The organism is Hamadaea sp. (genome assembly GCF_013362815.1).
GTDB lineage: Bacteria > Actinomycetota > Actinomycetes > Mycobacteriales > Micromonosporaceae > Hamadaea.
Genome location: NZ_JABFVK010000096.1, coordinates 16830 through 34531, shown reverse-complemented (window position 1 = coordinate 34531; position 17702 = coordinate 16830). Strand labels below are relative to the sequence as shown.

General features: G+C 68.1%; 19 protein-coding genes. 13 read left to right on the top strand and 6 right to left on the bottom strand.

The features are described 5' to 3' along the window. The first annotated feature begins 10 nt into the window (after positions 1-10). From atpB to HOV77_RS31210, 9 genes are all read left to right on the top strand, one after another. A complete protein-coding gene (gene atpB, locus HOV77_RS31250) occupies positions 11-793 on the top strand; it encodes a F0F1 ATP synthase subunit A (protein ID WP_290868802.1) in 783 nt (260 codons plus the stop codon). 72 nt (positions 794-865) lie between these two features. Beyond that, positions 866-1096 (top strand): ATP synthase F0 subunit C, encoded by a 231-nt coding sequence (atpE, locus tag HOV77_RS31245; RefSeq protein WP_290868799.1) that lies wholly within the window; start codon positions 866-868, stop codon positions 1094-1096. Between the two features lie 32 nt (positions 1097-1128). Next, positions 1129-1653, top strand: a complete 525-nt coding sequence (locus tag HOV77_RS31240) for a F0F1 ATP synthase subunit B (RefSeq protein WP_290868796.1) — start codon at positions 1129-1131, stop codon at positions 1651-1653. After that, positions 1653-2465 (top strand): F0F1 ATP synthase subunit delta, encoded by an 813-nt coding sequence (locus tag HOV77_RS31235; RefSeq protein ID WP_290868793.1) that lies wholly within the window; start codon positions 1653-1655, stop codon positions 2463-2465. The genes HOV77_RS31240 and HOV77_RS31235 overlap by 1 nt, the downstream gene beginning before the upstream one ends. A 90-nt stretch (positions 2466-2555) precedes the next feature. Next, positions 2556-4193: a F0F1 ATP synthase subunit alpha gene (gene atpA / locus HOV77_RS31230; protein WP_290868790.1), complete on the top strand. Its 1638-nt coding sequence runs from the start codon at positions 2556-2558 to the stop codon at positions 4191-4193. A 4-nt stretch (positions 4194-4197) separates the two neighbouring features. After that, on the top strand, positions 4198-5130 hold the full coding sequence (locus tag HOV77_RS31225; protein ID WP_290868787.1) for a F0F1 ATP synthase subunit gamma: 933 nt from the start codon (positions 4198-4200) through the stop codon (positions 5128-5130). Next, positions 5130-6557, top strand: a complete 1428-nt coding sequence (gene atpD, locus HOV77_RS31220) for a F0F1 ATP synthase subunit beta (RefSeq protein WP_290868785.1) — start codon at positions 5130-5132, stop codon at positions 6555-6557. The genes HOV77_RS31225 and atpD overlap by 1 nt, the downstream gene beginning before the upstream one ends. 64 nt (positions 6558-6621) lie before the next feature. Continuing rightward, positions 6622-6906, top strand: coding sequence for a F0F1 ATP synthase subunit epsilon (locus HOV77_RS31215; protein WP_290868783.1), 285 nt, complete (start codon positions 6622-6624; stop codon positions 6904-6906). 18 nt (positions 6907-6924) lie between these two features. Next, complete coding sequence (locus HOV77_RS31210; protein ID WP_290868780.1) at positions 6925-7386, top strand: DUF2550 domain-containing protein; 462 nt, start codon at positions 6925-6927, stop codon at positions 7384-7386. Between the two features lie 127 nt (positions 7387-7513). Here the strand turns inward: HOV77_RS31210 and HOV77_RS31205 are convergent, their stop codons facing one another. From HOV77_RS31205 to HOV77_RS31195, 3 genes are all read right to left on the bottom strand, one after another. Further along, entirely contained in the window at positions 7514-8320 is an 807-nt protein-coding gene (locus HOV77_RS31205) for an ABC transporter permease (protein WP_290868777.1), read from the bottom strand. Next, the gene (locus tag HOV77_RS31200) at positions 8317-9279 is read right to left on the bottom strand and encodes an ATP-binding cassette domain-containing protein (protein WP_290868774.1); all 963 of its coding nucleotides are present in this window, start codon (positions 9277-9279) and stop codon (positions 8317-8319) included. Before HOV77_RS31200 ends, HOV77_RS31205 begins: the two co-directional genes overlap by 4 nt. 77 nt (positions 9280-9356) lie before the next feature. Then, positions 9357-9935 (bottom strand): cob(I)yrinic acid a,c-diamide adenosyltransferase, encoded by a 579-nt coding sequence (locus HOV77_RS31195; protein ID WP_290868771.1) that lies wholly within the window; start codon positions 9933-9935, stop codon positions 9357-9359. A 64-nt stretch (positions 9936-9999) separates the two neighbouring features. On the opposite strand from HOV77_RS31195, the gene murA reads away from it, so the two are divergent. Next, positions 10000-11313 carry a UDP-N-acetylglucosamine 1-carboxyvinyltransferase gene (gene murA / locus HOV77_RS31190; RefSeq protein ID WP_290868837.1) on the top strand — a complete coding sequence of 438 codons (1314 nt, stop codon included), beginning with the start codon at positions 10000-10002 and terminating at the stop codon, positions 11311-11313. 32 nt (positions 11314-11345) lie between these two features. Continuing rightward, on the top strand, positions 11346-12587 hold the full coding sequence (locus tag HOV77_RS31185; RefSeq protein WP_290868769.1) for an enolase C-terminal domain-like protein: 1242 nt from the start codon (positions 11346-11348) through the stop codon (positions 12585-12587). On the opposite strand, the gene HOV77_RS31180 is transcribed toward HOV77_RS31185, so the two are convergent. After that, positions 12581-13429, bottom strand: a complete 849-nt coding sequence (locus HOV77_RS31180) for a 3-hydroxyacyl-CoA dehydrogenase family protein (protein WP_290868766.1) — start codon at positions 13427-13429, stop codon at positions 12581-12583. The two genes, HOV77_RS31185 and HOV77_RS31180, sit on opposite strands and share 7 nt — an antisense overlap. A 112-nt stretch (positions 13430-13541) precedes the next feature. Between HOV77_RS31180 and HOV77_RS31175 the strand changes: the two genes are divergently transcribed. Beyond that, positions 13542-13859 carry a hypothetical protein gene (locus HOV77_RS31175; RefSeq protein ID WP_290868762.1) on the top strand — a complete coding sequence of 106 codons (318 nt, stop codon included), beginning with the start codon at positions 13542-13544 and terminating at the stop codon, positions 13857-13859. Between the two features lie 101 nt (positions 13860-13960). Here the strand turns inward: HOV77_RS31175 and HOV77_RS31170 are convergent, their stop codons facing one another. Beyond that, the gene (locus HOV77_RS31170) at positions 13961-14740 is read right to left on the bottom strand and encodes an ABC transporter permease (RefSeq protein ID WP_363261284.1); all 780 of its coding nucleotides are present in this window, start codon (positions 14738-14740) and stop codon (positions 13961-13963) included. Next, positions 14737-15588, bottom strand: coding sequence for an ABC transporter ATP-binding protein (locus HOV77_RS31165; RefSeq protein ID WP_290868760.1), 852 nt, complete (start codon positions 15586-15588; stop codon positions 14737-14739). The genes HOV77_RS31170 and HOV77_RS31165 overlap by 4 nt, the downstream gene beginning before the upstream one ends. 100 nt (positions 15589-15688) lie before the next feature. Here HOV77_RS31165 and HOV77_RS31160 point away from each other — a divergent pair, with 100 nt between their 5' ends. After that, the gene (locus tag HOV77_RS31160; protein ID WP_290868757.1) at positions 15689-17668 is read left to right on the top strand and encodes a protein meaA; all 1980 of its coding nucleotides are present in this window, start codon (positions 15689-15691) and stop codon (positions 17666-17668) included. The last annotated feature ends 34 nt before the right edge of the window (positions 17669-17702 follow it).

Below are 17702 nucleotides of genomic sequence, written 5' to 3'. Positions count from 1 at the left end.
GGATGGACGGGTGAGCCTTCAGCTTGCGCCACTGGCAGATAGCAGCGTGCCGTGGCCTCCGAGCGTCGAAGAATTCTTCCCGCCGGGACTGGTCGGAAACTGGGTCACCAAGTTCTCGATCATGGTCTGGATCGCAGTCGCGGTCATCATCGTCTTCTTCCTGGTCACGCAGCGGAATCCGAAGATCGTTCCGAACAAGGCCCAGTGGCTGGGCGAGTCGGTCTACAGCTTCGTGCGTAACGGGATCGCGAAAGAGGTCATCGGACACGAGGGGCCGCGTTTCGCGCCGTACCTCACGAGCCTCTTCGTCTTCATCTGCTTCATCAACATCTTCGCGGTCATTCCTGGCTTCCAGATTTCGCCGAGCTCGCACATCGCCTTCCCGGCGGTGCTCGCGCTGATCAGCTTCGGCCTGTACTGGTATCAGGGCATCAAGAAGCACGGCCTCGGGCACTACATCAAGACGAGCGTCCTGCTGCCGGCGCCGTGGTGGGTGCAGCCGATCCTGCTGCCGATCGAATTCGCGCAGATCCTCATCATCCGGCCGTTGACGCTGGCCGTCCGGCTCTTCGCCAACCTGTTCGCCGGCCACCTGATCCTGCTGGTCTTCACGCTCGGCGGCTTCATGTTGTGGAACGCGGGCAACATCGCCTTGGCCGCGGTCGGCGTGATCTCGTGGGGCATGGCGATCGTCATGACGCTCTTCGAGGCCGGTGTGGCGCTGCTGCAGGCATACGTCTTCGTCCTGCTGACCGCCAGCTACGTGCAGACCTCGCTCGCGGACGAGCACTGATCTTCTAGATCCACCCAAGTTCGCACCACAAGCGCCGCGTGAGAGTCACGCGCATATCAGGAGGAAAGAACAATGGCTCTTGCCGAGATCACCGGCGACATCAGCTCGATCGGCTACGGCCTCGCCGCGATCGGCCCCGGCATCGGTGTGGGTATCGTCTTCGCCGCCTACATCCAGGCGACGGCGCGCCAGCCGGAGTCGGCCGGTCTGACCCGTCCGTACCTCTTCATGGGCTTCGCGCTCTCCGAGGCGCTGGCGCTGTTCGGCCTGGTCCTCGCCTTCGTCTTCTCCAACCCGGCCTGACGCCGGACCCGGCCTGAGACCGGAGGTACATCATGTTTCTTGCTGAGGGTGACCACACGCCGAGTCCAGTCTTTCCGATCTGGCAGGAACTGGTCGTCGGCACCATCGCCTTCGGCGTGCTCTGCTTCGTGCTGATGAAGTACGTCTTCCCCCAGATGGAGAAGACCTTCAAAGCACGGGTCGACGCGATCGAGGGCGGCATCGAGCGGGCCGAGCGGGCCCAGGCCGAGGCCAACGCGCTGCTGGACCAGTACAAGGCTCAGCTCGCCGAGGCCCGGACCGAGGCTGCTCGCATCCGCGACGAGGCCCGGGCGGACGCCGAGGGCATCCGCGCCGACATCCAGGCGCAGGCCCAGCAGGAGCGCGACCGCATCGTCGCCGCCGGTCGCGAGGCGCTGGCCGCCGAGCGGCAGTCCATCATCAACGAGCTGCGCGGCGAGATCGGCACCCTGGCGGTCGACCTGGCCGGCAAGATCGTCGGTGAGTCGCTGGAGGACGAGGCCCGCCGTAAGGGCACCGTCGACCGGTTCCTCTCGGATCTGGCGGGAGCGCGCTGATGCAGGGAGCGAGCCGGGAGTCCTACGCGGCCACCCGAGCCGAGCTGGAGCAGCTCACCGACGCGGCGGCGCTGGCGACGGCGGCGGAGGAGATCCTCGCCGTGGCCGGGCTGCTGCGGGCTGAGCCACGGCTCCGGCGGGCCGTCTCCGACCCCGCGCGTACGGGCGAGGAGCGGGCTCAGCTGCTGAACGGGCTGATCGGCGGGCAGATCGGGGAGACCGCGCAGAAGCTGCTCGGTTCCCTGGTCGCGGGCCGCTGGTCCAGCCCGGCCGACCTGCTGGACGGTGCCGAGCGGCTGGGCGTGGAGACGCTCGTCGTCGGGGCCGACCGGGCCGGTGAGCTCGCCGAGGTCGAGGACGAACTGTTCCGGTTCGGCCAGATCGCCGGGGGCGACTCGGCGCTGGCGGCCGCCATCGGCGATTCCACCGTGTCCGTGCGGCGCCGGTTCGACCTGGTCGAGCAGCTGCTGAGCGGCAAGGCGAAGGCGGCCACCGTGCTGCTGGCCAAGGAGGCGGTCAAGGGCTTCGGCGGACGGTCGTTCGCCGGCGCGCTGACCCGGCTCGTCGAGCTGGCGGCGGAGCAGCGTGACCGGAGCGTCGCGTACGTCACCGTCGCGCAGCCGATGACCGACGCCGACGAGGCGAAACTCGGCGCGGAGCTGTCCCGGCGGTACGGTCGTGAGGTGGCCCTCAAGGTCACCGTCGACCCGAAGGTGCTGGGCGGGGCCCGGGTTCTGGTCGGTTCCGACCTCTACGACGGCACCGTGGCGCGCCGCCTTGGTGACGTGCGCAACGCGCTGGCGGCCAAGTAGCGCCGCGCCGGGCACGCTAGAGGCGCGAGCCCGAGCAGCTGACACACAAGACGATTTTTCGAGCACCACGACACCGATAGGAAGCTGAGGATGGCCGAGCTGACCATCTCGTCCGAGGAGATCCGGGGAGCGCTGGAGCGCTTCGTCTCCTCGTACACACCGGAGATCTCCCGTGAGGAGGTCGGTATCGTCACCGAGGCCGGTGACGGTATCGCCAAGGTTGAGGGCCTGCCCTCGACCATGGCCAACGAGCTGCTGGAGTTCGCCGACGGCACCCTCGGTGTCGCGCAGAACCTCGACGTCCGGGAGATCGGTGTCGTCGTCCTCGGCCCGTTCGAGGGCATCGAGGAAGGCCAGACCGTCAAGCGGACGGGCCGGGTCCTGTCCGTCCCGGTCGGCGACAAGTTCCTGGGCCGGGTCGTCAACCCGCTCGGCGAGCCGATCGACGGGCTGGGCGAGATCGAGAACGAGGGCTCCCGCGAGCTCGAGATCCAGGCCCCCAACGTCATGGTCCGCAAGAGCGTGCACGAGTCGCTCGCGACCGGCATCAAGGCCATCGACTCGATGACCCCCATCGGCCGTGGTCAGCGTCAGCTGATCATCGGCGACCGGAAGACCGGCAAGACCACCATCGCCCTGGACACGATCATCAACCAGCGCGCGAACTGGGAATCCGGCGACCCGAAGAAGCAGGTCCGCTGCATCTACGTCGCGATCGGCCAGAAGGCCTCCACCATCGCGTCGGTCAAGGGCACGCTCGAAGAGCACGGCGCGATGGAGTACACCACCATCGTCGCGTCGCCCGCCTCCGACCCGGCCGGCTTCAAGTACCTCGCCCCGTACGCCGGTTCGGCCATCGGCCAGCACTGGATGTACGCCGGCAAGCACGTCCTGATCATCTTCGACGACCTGAGCAAGCAGGCCGAGGCGTACCGCGCCGTGTCGCTGCTGCTGCGTCGCCCGCCGGGCCGTGAGGCGTACCCGGGTGACGTCTTCTACCTGCACTCCCGGCTGCTGGAGCGCTGCGCGAAGCTGTCCGACGAGCTCGGCGGCGGTTCGATGACCGGCCTGCCGATCATCGAGACGAAGGCCGGTGACATCTCGGCGTTCATCCCGACCAACGTCATCTCGATCACCGACGGCCAGATCTTCCTCGAGGAAGGCCTGTTCAACTCGGGTGTCCGCCCGGCGATCAACGTCGGCACCTCGGTCTCCCGGGTCGGTGGCGCCGCGCAGGAGAAGCCGATGCGCAAGGTCGCCGGCCGCCTGCGGCTCGACCTTGCCCAGTTCCGTGAGCTGGAGGCGTTCGCCGCCTTCGCCTCGGATCTGGACAAGGCCTCCCGCGCGCAGCTGGACAAGGGTTCGCGGCTGGTCGAGCTGCTCAAGCAGCCCGCCTTCTCGCCGTACCCCGCGGCCGAGCAGACCGTGTCGATCTGGATCGGCACCGAGGGCAAGCTCGACGACGTCCCGGTCGGCGAGATCCGCCGCTTCGAGGCCGAGTTCCTGCAGTACCTGCGGCACTCGCAGAAGTCCACGCTGGACGCCATCGCGGGTGGCACCTGGGACGACGACGTGGCCGCCGCGCTCGACGAGGCGGTCGTCAAGTTCAAGGGCATGTTCCTCGCCAGCGATGACAAGGTCGTGGTGCACGACGCCCCGGCCGAGGCGCTCGAGGGTGAAGGCGCGGAGACCGTGACGCGGGTCGTGCCCACCCCGAAGAAGAAGTAATCCGATGGCTGGACAGGTACGGACTCTTCGTCGGCGGATCCGCACGACCCGCTCGATGAAGAAGATCACCAAGGCGATGGAGCTGGTTGCGACCAGCCGCATCGCCAAGGCGCAGGAGCGGGTCGCCGCTTCGCTGCCGTACGCCCGGGCGATCACCCATGTCCTGACCGCGCTCGCGAGCAACGCCAACATCGACCACCCGCTGCTCACCCCGCGTCCGGTGATCCGCCGGGCGGGGGTGCTGCTGGTGACCAGTGACCGGGGTCTGTGCGGCGGCTACAACGCCAATGCGATCCGGACCGCCGAGCAGCTCATCGCGAAGCTGAAGGACGAGGGCAAGGAAGTCCTGCTCTACGTGGTGGGCCGGAAGGCGATCTCGTACTACCGGTTCCGGGGTCGGGAGATCGAGGCGAGCTGGTCGGGCTTCTCCGAGCAGCCGCGCTTCGAGAACGCCCGGGAGGTCGGCGAGACGCTGATCAAGGCGTTCGTGGCGGGCGCAGACGACACCGACGAGCACCACGGCGCCGACGGCGTACGCGGGGTCGACGAGCTCCATGTCGTCTACACGCAGTTCAAGTCGCTGATGTCGCAGACGCCGACCGCGACCGAGCTGGCTCCGATGCAGGTCGAGGAGCGCACCGCCGAAGAGGCGGGCGTGCTGCTGCCGGCGTACGAGTTCGAGCCGGACGCGGACGCGTTGCTCGACGCGCTGCTGCCGAAGTACATCAACACGCGGATCTACGCGGCGTTGCTGGACTCGGCGGCCAGTGAGTCGGCGTCGCGGCGGCGGGCGATGAAGAGCGCGACGGACAACGCAGATGAAATGATCAAGGTGCTGACGCGGGAGATGAACTCCGCGCGGCAGGCCGCGATTACCCAGGAAATCAGTGAGATCGTCGGCGGCGCGAACGCGCTCGCGGCGGCGGGGAGTGAATGATGACTACTGACACGCAGACGGGCGTCGGTCGGGTCGTCCGGGTCATCGGCCCGGTCGTCGACGTAGAGTTCCCGCGCGACGCGATGCCCGAGATCTACAACGCGCTCAAGGTCGACGTGACGCTGGCCGAGGGCACCAAGACGCTGACCCTCGAGGTCGCGCAGCACCTCGGTGACAACGTCGTCCGTACCATTTCGATGGGCACGACCGACGGCATGATCCGCGGCGCCGAGGTCACCGACACGGGTTCGGCGATCAGCGTCCCGGTCGGCGACGGCACCAAGGGCCGGGTCTTCAACGTCATCGGCGACTGCCTCAACCTCGAACCGGGCCAGAAGCTCGAGGTCAGCGACCGGTGGACCATCCACCGCAAGCCGCCGGCCTTCGCCGACCTGGAGCCGAAGACCGAGATGCTGGAGACCGGCGTCAAGGTCATCGACCTGCTCGCCCCGTACGTCAAGGGCGGCAAGATCGGTCTGTTCGGTGGTGCGGGCGTCGGCAAGACGGTCCTCATCCAGGAGATGATCATCCGGGTCGCGCGTAACTTCGGTGGCACCTCGGTCTTCGCGGGTGTCGGCGAGCGTACGCGTGAGGGCAACGACCTCATCCACGAGATGACCGACGCGGGCGTGCTCAAGGACACCGCGCTGGTCTACGGCCAGATGGACGAGCCCCCGGGTACGCGTCTGCGGGTGGCCCTCTCGGCGCTGACCATGGCGGAGTACTTCCGTGATGTCGCGAACCAGGAGGTGCTGCTCTTCATCGACAACATCTTCCGGTTCACCCAGGCCGGTTCGGAGGTGTCCACCCTGCTGGGCCGGATGCCGAGCGCCGTGGGTTACCAGCCCAACCTGGCCGACGAGATGGGTGAGCTGCAGGAGCGGATCACCTCCGTCCGGGGTCGCGCGATCACCTCGCTGCAGGCGATCTACGTTCCCGCCGACGACTACACCGACCCGGCCCCGGCGACCACGTTCGCGCACCTCGACGCCACGACCAACCTCGAGCGGAAGGTGTCCGACAAGGGCATCTATCCGGCCGTGGACCCGCTGGCGTCGTCCTCGCGAATCCTGGCCCCGGAGTACGTCGGCGCCGAGCACTACGCGGTCGCCTCCGAGGTGAAGCGAATCCTGCAGAAGTACAACGACCTGCAGGACATCATCGCGATCCTCGGTATGGACGAGCTCTCCGAAGAGGACAAGGTCACGGTCGGCCGCGCGCGGCGGATCGAGCGGTTCCTCTCGCAGAACACCCACGCGGCCAAGCAGTTCACCGGTGTGGACGGCTCGGACGTGCCGGTCAAGGAGACCGTCGAGGCGTTCAAGAAGATCGCTCAGGGCGACTACGACCACGTCCCGGAGCAGGCCTTCTTCATGTGCGGTGGCCTCGACGACCTCGAGCGCAACTACCGCGAGCTCACGAAGTAGTTCTTCAGGGCGCGGGCGGCGGTGACGTCGCCCGCGCCTCTAGTCAGTCAGGAAAGGTGGGGACGTGGCGAAGGAACTCCGCGTCGAGCTGGTCGCCGTCGAGGAGCGCATCTTCACCGGCACCGCCGAGCTGGTGACCGCTCGCACGACCGAGGGCGAGCTGGGCGTGCTGCCCGGTCACGCCCCGATGCTCGGCCAGCTCGCCGAACCCGGCCAGGTACGCCTGAAGCTGGCGAGCGGCGAGACCCAGGTCTGGGACGTCACGGGCGGGTTCATCTCCGTGACCGGCGAAGGCGTCACAGTCCTCGCCGAGGAATGCTCTCCGGCTTCGGCCGCAGACCGGCACTGAGTCCGAGCGCGGCGGCCGATGGGGATCCTCAAGGCGATCGCAGTCGGCCTGATCGTTGTCTTCGCGCTACTGGCGGCGCTGTTCCTGCGCCGTGAGTGGTTCGCCCGGCGTGGCGGCACCGTCGAGATCTACATGCGACTGAGCATGATGGTCGAGGGGCGGGGCTGGGCGCCGGGCTTCGCTCGTTTCGCCGGCGACGAACTTCGCTGGTATCGCATGTTCAGCTTCTCGCCGCGCCCGCGCCGTATCCTGCATCGCCGGGATCTCTCGCTGGTCGGCCGCCGCGTGCCGAGCACGGCCGAGCAGGTCCTCGTCCCGGCCGAATGGGTGGTCGTGCGGCTGCTGCGTCCGACGCGTACGGTGCAGCCCGATCCGCTCCCGGACGACAAGCTGGTCGAGATCGCCATGTCGCCGACCGTCGTCACCGGGTTCCTGTCCTGGTACGAGTCCGCCCCGCCGGGGCCCTCCCACCTCACCTGACCCGTCCGGCCGGTGGCGGGAGCTTCGGCGGCGGATCACGGATCCGGGTCGTATCTTGGCGCAAGATTCGGCCGAGAACGCTGATCCAGCGCAGTCCGCGCCGTCATGCGTACCACTTGATCGACCGTCAGCGGGAAGCGGCCTTGCGGTAGCGGGAGATCGCGAGCGGGACGAAGATGATCAGAATGAGCACGATCCACCCGATGGCCAGCGGAATCGCGTGCTCGGCCGGGAAGCCGCTGCCGTTGTAGACCGGGTCGGACGAGACGTTGCCCCAGAGTTTGCGCAGGGACAAGACCATCGAGGAGATCGGGTTCCACTCGGCGACCGGCTGTAGCCAGCCCGGCAGCGTGGCGGTCGAGACGAAGGCGTTGGACAGGAACGTCAGCGGGAACATCCAGATGAAGCCCGCGCTCTGCGCGACCTCAACGGATTTGACCGACAGGCCGATGACTGCGCTGATCCAGCTCATCGCGTAGCCGAAGGCGAACAGCAGCAGGTAGCCGTAGATGCCGTCGAGGACGCCGGTGTGGATGCGCCAGCCGACCAGCAAGCCGGTGACCGACATGACGACTACGACGAAGATGTTGTTGATCAGGTCCGACGTCGTACGCCCGACGAGGACCGCCGCACGCGACATCGGCAGTGATCGGAACCGGTCGACGATGCCCTTCTGCAGGTCGTCGGCGAGACCGATGGCGGTGATGCCGGCCCCGAACGCCACGGTCTGCACGAAGATGCCCGGCATGAGGAATTCCCGGTAGGAGATCCCGGGGATGATGATCGCCCCGCCGAACACGTACGCGAACAGCAGCACGAACATGATCGGCTGGATCGTCGAGAAGATCAGCAGGTCGGGGATGCGCTTGATCTTGATCAGGTTCCGCTTGGCGACGACCCAGCCGTCGGCCAGCGCTGCGGTGACGGCACTCATCGGTTCTCCGCCTCCTCCGCCTCGGCCTCGGCTGTGGTGCCGGTCAGCTTCATGAACACGTCGTCCAGGCTGGCCCGGGTGATGCCGATGTCGACCGGTTCGATGCCGGCTGCGTCGAGGCGGCGTACGGCCTCGATCAGGGTCCAGGCGCCCTTCGTGATCGGGGCGGTCACCTGGTGATCGACGACGGTTGCGGGACCGGCGCTCACCTGACTCAGGATGTCCTTGGCGACCTGCGTCTCCGCCCGGTTCCCCACGGTCACCTGCAGGCGTTCGCCGCCGACCTCCTTCTTCAGCTCGTCCGGCGTACCGTGCGCGATCGCCTTGCCCCGGTCGATCACGACGATGTCGTCGGCCAGCTGATCGGCCTCCTCGAGGTACTGCGTGGTCAGCAGCAGGGTCGACCCCGCGCGTACGCGTTCACTGATGACGTCCCACATCCCCATCCGGCCCCGTGGGTCGAGGCCGGTCGTGGGTTCGTCGAGCACGATGATCGGCGGCGAGATCACCAGCGCCCCGGCCAGGTCGAGCCGGCGGCGCATGCCGCCGGAGTAGGTCTTGACCGGGCGGTTGGCGGCGTCGGTCAGGTTGAACCGTTCCAGCAGGTCCTCGGCTCGCGATCGGGCGGTGCGCTTGCCCAGGTGGTAGAGCCGGCCGATCATCTCCAGATTCTCCCGGCCGGTCAGGTACTCGTCGACGGCGGCGTACTGGCCGCTGACGCCGATGATCTTGCGGACGTCATGCGGGCGCTCGGTGACGTCGATCCCGTTCACGAGGCAGCGGCCCTCGTCGGGCCGCAGCAGCGTGGTGATGATCCGTACCGAGGTGGTCTTTCCCGCGCCGTTCGGCCCCAGCAGTCCGAGCACGGTTCCCTCGGGTACGCGCAAGTCCAGCCCGCTCAGGGCCCGGACGCTGCCATACTGCTTGACGAGGCCGTCGGCGACGATCGCATCCGCCATCACCTCAACCTAGCGACGATCATGTCCCACGGGGCCGGATCGCCGAGTTGATCAAGCCATGCCGCAGGGATGGCAGGTCAGCGGGACCCGCCCGGGACCCACTTCACATCGCCCGCGCCGTCGGCGTTCGCCACCCGAGACAGGATGAACAGCAGATCGGAGAGCCGGTTGAGGTACTGCGCGGCGAGCGAGGAGGTCCGCTCCGGGTCGGCCTCCAGCAGGGTGAACGTCGCCCGCTCTGCGCGCCGGGCCACCGTACGCGCGACGTGCAGCAGTGCCGCGCCCGGCGTACCTCCCGGCAGCACGAACGAATCCAGTTTCGCCAGCCGCGCGTTGAACTCGTCGCACCAGCCCTCCAGGCGGGTGACATAGTCGGCGGTTACACGCAGCGGCGGGTACTTCGGATCGGGGGTGATCGGGTTGCACAGGTCTGCGCCCACATCGAACAGATCGTTCTGGACTAAGGTGAGCACAACGCGCACGTCTTCGGGCAGTTCGCCCAAAGCCAGCGCCACGCCCAACGCGGCGTTGCACTCATCCACATCGGCGTACGCGCCGATCCGTGGATCGGTCTTCGCCACCCGCTCGCCGTTGCCGAGCGCGGTGGTACCGGCGTCGCCGGTCTTGGTGTAGATGCGGGTGAGGTGAACGGCCATGCACAGCAGCGTACTCACGCGGCCTGCCGACGACGGCTGGGGTAACGGCAGCAGCCTGCCTACGATGACGGATGTGGACGTGATCAGAGTCGCCGGACCGGCCCGACTGACCGGCACCGTCGGCGTCGTCGGCGCGAAGAACTCCGCTCTCAAACTGATGGCGGCCGCCCTGCTCGCCGAGGGCGGCAGCGCGGTCACCAACGTCCCCCGGATCACCGACATCGCGCTCATGGGCGAGGTGCTGCGCCGGCTCGGGGCCGACGTCCGGTTCGACACCGCCGATGACGGCAGTGGCACGGTCGAGATCGGCGTACCGGCGAAGTTGCATCACGAGGCGGACTATGACCTGGTCCGGCGGCTGCGGGCGTCGATCTGCGTACTAGGGCCGCTGCTGGCCCGGTGTGGCAAGGCGCGGGTGGCCCACCCCGGCGGCGACGCGATCGGCTCGCGGGGACTGGACATGCACGTCGGCGGGCTGGCCCGGATGGGTGCCGAGATCGGCAGCGAGCACGGGTTCGTGCTGGCCGAGGCGCCGTTCGGTCTCCGTGGGGCGGAGATCTGGCTCGACTTCCCGAGTGTCGGCGCGACCGAGAACCTCCTGATGGCGGCGGTGCTCGCCAAGGGCGTCACGGAGATCGACAACGCCGCCCGGGAGCCGGAGATCGTCGACATCTGCCGGATGCTCACCGAGATGGGCGCGCGCATCGACGGCGCGGGCACGTCCAAGCTCACGATCGAAGGCGTCGACGCCCTCCAGCCCGTCCGACACGCCACCGTCGGCGACCGGATCGTGGCCGGCACCTGGGCGTTCGGCGCGGCGATGACTCAGGGGGACGTCACCGTCACCGGCATCGACCCGCACTTCCTCGACATCGCGCTGGACAAGATCGCTCAAGCCGGCGGGCTCGTCGAGACCCGGCCCGACGCGCTGCGCGTACAGATGGATCAGCGTCCGCGCGCGGTCGACGTGGTCACCCTGCCCTACCCGGGCTTCGCGACCGACCTGCTCCCGATGGCCATCGGCCTGGCCGCCGTCTCCGACGGCGTCTCGATGATCACGGAGAACATCTTCGACGGGCGCTTCATGTTCGTGCAGGAGATGGTCCGGCTCGGCGCGGAGATCAAGACCGACGGCCACCACGCGGTGGTCCGGGGCCGTCCACTGCTGTCCTCGGCCGAGGTCCGCGCGACCGACATCCGTGCGGGTGCGGGCCTGGTCATCGCGGGTCTTTGCACCGACGGGCCCACGACGGTACGCCACGCGCACCACATCGATCGCGGTTACCCGGATTTCGTCGGCGACCTGCGTTCGCTCGGTGTCACGGCTGAGCGGCTGGAGGCTCCGGCCGACCCCGAGTACAGCTTCCCGACCGCTTGACGGTGTACGGCCCGGGTGATCGGATCACTGGCGTGAAGATCGCCGACATCCGGGCCACCACCGTGACGGTGCCGTTGCAGGCTCCGTTGCGGCACTCGAACGGTGCCCACTGGGGTCGCTTCGTGCGTACGATCGTCGAAGTCGAGGCGGACAACGGGCTCATCGGGCTGGGTGAACTCGGCGGGGGCGGGGAGAGCGCCGAGGCGGCGATCCGTAGCCTCAACGACTATTTGCGCGGGCACGACCCGGTTCAGTTGGAGGCGCTGCGCTTCGCCATCACCAACCCGACGGCCAGCCTCTACAACAACCGCACCCAGCTGCACGCCGCGATCGAGTTCGCCTGCCTCGACCTGGTGGGGCAGCAGTTGGGCGTACCGGTGCACGATCTGCTCGGCGGCAAGCTGCGCGACCGCGTGCCGTTCGCCTCCTACCTCTTCTTCCGGTACGCCGACTCGGCCGGTGAGGGCGAGGTGCGTACGCCGGAACAGGTGGCCGCGGCGGCGGTGGAACTGAAGCAGCGGCACGGATTCACCGTGCACAAGCTCAAGGGCGGCGTGTTCCACCCCGACTACGAGCTGGAGTGCTATCGGGCGCTGGCCGCTGCGGTTCCCGGCGACCGGCTGCGCTACGACCCGAACGCAGCGCTCTCCGTCGGTGAGGCGCGCCGGTTCGGCCGGGCGATCGCCGACCTGCCCAACGACTACTTCGAGGATCCGACCTGGGGACTCAACGGGATGCGGCAGCTACGCGATCTCGGCCTGCCGCTCGCCACCAACACGGTCGTGATCAACTTCGAGCAGCTCGCGACCAACGTCCGAGATCCCGCAGTCGACGTGATCCTCCTGGACACGACGTTCTGGGGCGGCATCCGGCCCTGCGTCAAGGCGGCGGGCGTCTGCGAGACCTTCCAGCTGGGCGTGGCTGTGCACTCCTCAGGAGAACTCGGCATTCAGCTCGCGACGATGCTGCATCTCGGCGCGGTGCTGCCGAATCTCGCGTACGCCGCGGACGCGCACTATCACCATCTGCGCGACGACGTCATCACCGGCGGACTGATGTCCTATCAGGATGGCTCGATTGCGGTTCCGGCCGGACCGGGTCTGGGCGTCACCCTCGACCGCGCCAAGGTCGCCGAGTACGCCGAGCTCTACAGAGAACTCGGCGGGTACGCGTACGACCGGGATCCGGGGCGGCCGGGATGGTATCCGTTGATCCCGAACGACCGGTGGGCCGACCCGTCGGAGAGCCGGCCCGTTCGGCTGACGGCTCAGTAGGTGTAGAAGCCCTTGCCCGTCTTGCGGCCGAGGTCTCCTGCGGCCACCATGCGTTGCAGCAGCTCGGGCGGGAAGAACTTCGGGTCGGCCGTCTCGGTGTAGATGTTGCGGGCGGCGTGGGCGAGGATGTCGACGCCGGTCAGGTCGGTCGTGGCCAGCGGGCCCATGGCGTGGCCGAAGCCGAGCTTGCAGGCGATGTCGAGGTCCTCGGGGGAGACGACGCCGTTCTCGACGAGCTTCACCGCCTCCACGACGAGCGCTGCGATCAGGCGGGTGGTCACGAACCCGGCGACGTCCCGGTTCACCACGATGCAGGTCTTGCCGACCTCCTCGGCGAAGCTGCGGGCGGCGTCCAGCGTCTCGTCGGTGGTCTTCAGGCCCCGGACCAGCTCACACAGCTTCATCATGGGGACCGGGGAGAAGAAGTGCGTACCCACGACCGACTCCGGTCGCGAGGTCACCGCGGCGATCTGCGTGATCGGGATGGCGCTCGTGTTGGTCGCGAGCACGGTTGTGTCCTTGCAGATCGCGTCGAGCGCCCGGAAGACCTCCTGCTTGACCTCGATCGACTCGAACACCGCCTCCACCACGATGTCGGCGTCGGCGGCCGCGTCGAGCTCGGTCGTCGGAGTGATCCGCGCCAGCGCTCCGGCGGCGTCGTCAGCGGTGATCGTGCCCTTGGCGGCGAACTTCTCCAGGGACTTCTTGATTCCGTCCAGGCCCCGCGTGGTGGCGGCGGTGTCCAGGTCGCGCAGGGTCACGTCCCACCCGGCCTGGGCTGCCACCTGCGCGATGCCGGAGCCCATCAGCCCGGCGCCGATGACCGTCAGCTTCTTCGTCATGGCCCCACCTTAACGAGCGCTCAGCCAGAAGCAGAATCGGACAAAAAAGGTGAATAAGAGCCGTTCTCGCGATCTGATGCGGAGAGCGACCAGACAGTGGCAGACTGTGGCCATGCTCGCGCTGGACGGCCCTTATGTGATCGGTCCGGTAGTCGCCCTGATGGTCACCGGCTTCCTGGCTTTGCTGCTGCACCGGGCCCTTCACCGGCAGGAGGCCGAGGCGGCTCGCCCACCGGTGCCGTCCCGCCCCGACGACTACGGCCTGCTCGTGCCGGTCGCGAGCTGCCGCGATCGGGTGGACGCCGACCTCGTCCGGGAGCATCTGGCCACGGCGGGGATCCGGTCGACGCTGACGACCGGCGTCGACGGGCGGATTCGCGTACTGGTCTTCGCCGACGCACTCGACCGGGCCCGCCGCCTCGTCGGCTGAGATGACCCGGCCGAGACGCGCCGGATCACGGACCCCGGTCGAATCTTGAGCCAAGATTCGCCCCAGAACCCTGATCCGGCGTTCCATGAAGCGAGCCCGGGTCAGCCGTCGCGCTTGGTGGTCCACCGGAAGAACCGCAGGCTCGCGAGCAGCCCGACGACACACCACACGCCCAGGATCAGGGCGACCTTGCCCAGCTCGAACGAACCGGCCGGTTCCGAGGCGGCGAACGAGTCCGGCAGGAATGCTGCGCGCATACCCTGGCACATCCACTTGAGCGGGAAGATCGCGGCGATCTGCTGCATCCAGTGGGGCAGCTCGGTGAACGGGAAGAACACCCCGGAGATGAACTGCAGGATCAGTGCGATCGGGGTGACGACGGCCGGCCCGCTCCGCCCCGTACGCGCAGCCGCCGAGAAGGCGATGCCCAGCAGCGTGCAGGCGGTCAATCCGAGCGCCCACACCCAGACGAGGGTGAACCACTTCGCCGCACTCGACGGCGGGTTGAGACCGTAGAACATGCCGATGACCAGCAGGATCGCCGTCGCGAAGAAGCCGATGACGCCGACCTGGATGATCTTCCCGGCGAAGAACACCCACTTCGGCATCGGCGTACTGCGGTAGCGCTTCAGGACCCCGCGATCCCGTTCGATCGGGATCATGATGGCCAGGTTCTGGAAGCCGGACGACATCAGGCCCGAGGCGATCATGCCCGCCGCGAAATACTGCTTGAACGAGATGCCGTTGATGTCACCGGAGAAGATCGCCCCGAAGATCAGCAGGATGATCGCGGGGAACACGAGGGTGAAGACCAGGGATTCGCGCGTACGCACGAACTGCTTGATCTCGATCTGCCCCTGAGCCAGCGCCAAAGACGTCATGACTGCGCTCCGATCATCTTCAGGTAGACGTCCTCCAGGGTCGGCCGGTGCACCACCAGTTCGGGCACCTCGCCGCCGAACTCCGCGGATAGCCGCTGGACCACCGCCGTCGGCGAGTCCGTCCGTTCGGAGCCCAGCGAACCGTCGGGTGCGCGCCAGGTGACAGTGGCCGAGGCGGTGTTGCGACCGCCGAGCGAAGCCGGAGTAGCGACTTCGAGCATGCGACCGGCGGCGATCACCCCGACGCGGTCGGCGAGTTCCTCGGCTTCCTCCAGGTAGTGCGTGGTGAGCAGGATCGTCGTCCCGCTCTCCCGCAGCCCGCGGATCAGCTCCCAGAACTCGCGGCGGGCGGCCGGGTCGAAACCGGTCGTCGGCTCGTCGAGGAAAAGCAACTCGGGGCGGTTGACGATGCCGAGTGCGACGTCGAGGCGGCGCTTCTGGCCGCCCGACAGGGTGTGCGTACGCGCGTCGGCCTTGTCGGCCAGCCCGACCTGCTCGATGACCGACACCGGATCGGCGGGTTCCGGATAGAACCGGGCGAAGTGGCGTACGACCTCGCCGACCTTGAGCTCGTCGAACTCACCGGTGCCCTGCAGCACGACCCCCACCCGCGTACGCCATGACAACGGCGCGTCGGCCGGATCGACGCCGAGGACGTCGACCGTTCCGGCGTCTCGCGTACGGAAGCCTTCGAGGATCTCGACCGTCGTCGTCTTCCCTGCGCCGTTCGGCCCGAGGAGGGCGAAGATCTCGCCTCGGGCGACCGTCAGGTCGAGTCCGTCGACGGCGGTCTTATCTGGGTAGGACTTGCGCAGCCCTGAGACGGAGATCGCCAGATCGGAAGTCACCGGGTCACTCTAGAACTCCGTGCCGAGTGGGTCGCGGCACAGACCCCGGGTGAGGTTTTTCACCGGCCCAAGTTACTTAACGGTCATTTAGACTCCGAACATGGAGAGCGTCGAGGGCAAACTCCCCGAGCGGGATCGGCCCTGGGTGATGCGCACGTACGCCGGCCACTCCAGCGCGGCGGCGACGAATGCGCTGTTCCGCCGGAACCTGGCGAAGGGGCAGACGGGGCTGAGCGTCGCGTTCGACCTGCCCACGCAGACGGGGTACGACCCGGATCACGAGCTCGCCGCCGGGGAGGTGGGCCGGGTCGGGGTGCCGATCGCCCATCTCGGCGACGCCCGGGTGCTCTTCGACGGCATCGACCTGGGTCAGGCGAACACGTCGATGACCATCAACGCGACAGCGATGTGGCTGCTGGCCCTTTACGTCGCGGTGGCGCAGGAGCAGGGTGCGCCGGTCGAGAAACTGGCCGGGACGACGCAGAACGACCTGATCAAGGAGTACCTCTCCCGGGGCACCTACATCTTCCCGCCCGGCCCGTCGCTGCGGCTGACCACCGACATGATCGCGTGGACGGTGCAGAACACTCCACAGTGGAACCCGGTCAACATCTGCAGCTACCACCTCCAGGAAGCGGGCGCGACCCCGGTCCAGGAGGTCGGCTTCGCGATGGCCACGGCGGTCGCCGTCCTCGACGCCGTCCGCGACAGCGGCCAGGTCGCGCCCGAGCGGATGGGCGACGTCGTCCAGCGCATCTCCTTCTTCGTCAACGCCGGCGTCCGGTTCGTCGAGGAGATGGCGAAGATGCGGGCGTTCGGCCGCCTCTGGGACGGCATAACCCGGGAACGATACGGCGTCACCGACGCGCGGCAACGACGGTTCCGGTACGGCGTACAAGTGAATTCACTGGGATTGACCGAGGCGCAGCCCGAGAACAACGTGCAGCGCATCGTCCTGGAGATGCTGGGCGTGACGCTTTCGCGCGACGCGCGGGCGCGGGCCGTGCAGCTGCCCGCGTGGAACGAGGCGCTCGGCCTGCCGCGGCCGTGGGACCAGCAGTGGAGCCTGCGCATGCAGCAGGTTCTCGCCTTCGAGTCCGACCTGCTGGAGTATCCCGACCTCTTCGAAGGCTCGCACGTGGTCGAGGCGCTGGTGGACGGCATCGTCACCGGTGCGCGCACCGAACTGGAGCAGATTCTCGACCTCGGTGGCGTGGTCGCGGCGGTCGAATCGGGCTATCTCAAGAGCGCGCTGGTCGCGTCGCTCGCGGCCAAGCGCGGGCGCATGGAGTCCGGTGAGGACGTCGTGATCGGCGTCAATCGCTTCACCGAAACCGAGCCGTCGCCGCTCACCGCCGCGGGCGCGCAGGCCATCGAGCAGATCGATCCCCGCGTCGAGGAACAGGCCGCGTCGGCGGTCGCGGAGTGGCGCGCCATGCGGTCGCCCGACGCGGTCCGCGAAGCCCTCGACCAGCTCCGCGCGGATGCGGCGACGTCCGCGAATCTCATGCCCGCGACGCTTCAATGTGTACGCACAGGGGTGACCACGGGAGAGTGGGCCGCAGCGCTGCGAGCCGTGTTCGGCGAGTACCGCGCGCCGACCGGGCTGTCGGGCGTATCCCCGTCCGCGTCCGGCACCTCCGTCCGCGCCCAGGTGCAAGAACTGGCCGCCGAACTAGGCCACCCGCCGCGGTTCCTCGTCGGCAAACCCGGACTCGACGGCCACTCCAACGGCGCCGAGCAGATCGCCGTACGCGCCCGCGACGCCGGCTTCGAAGTCGTCTACCAGGGCATCCGGCTGACCCCGGCGCAGATCGTCGCCGCTGCCGTCGCCGAGGACGTCGACCTCGTCGGACTCTCCGTCCTTTCCGGATCGCACCTTTCGCTGGTTCCTCTCGTCCTCTCCGGTCTCCGGGACGCCGGTTCCACTGTGCCGGTGGTCGTCGGCGGCATCATTCCTTCTGCCGACGTGTCCGTGCTGCTCGCCGCTGGCGCGGCTCGCGTGTTCACTCCCAAGGATTTTGCTCTCTCCGACATCATGTCCGATTTGGTGGCGGTTATTCGTGAGTCGGGCTCTTGAAGAGCGCACCGGAGAGGGTGGGTGCGGGGCTTCG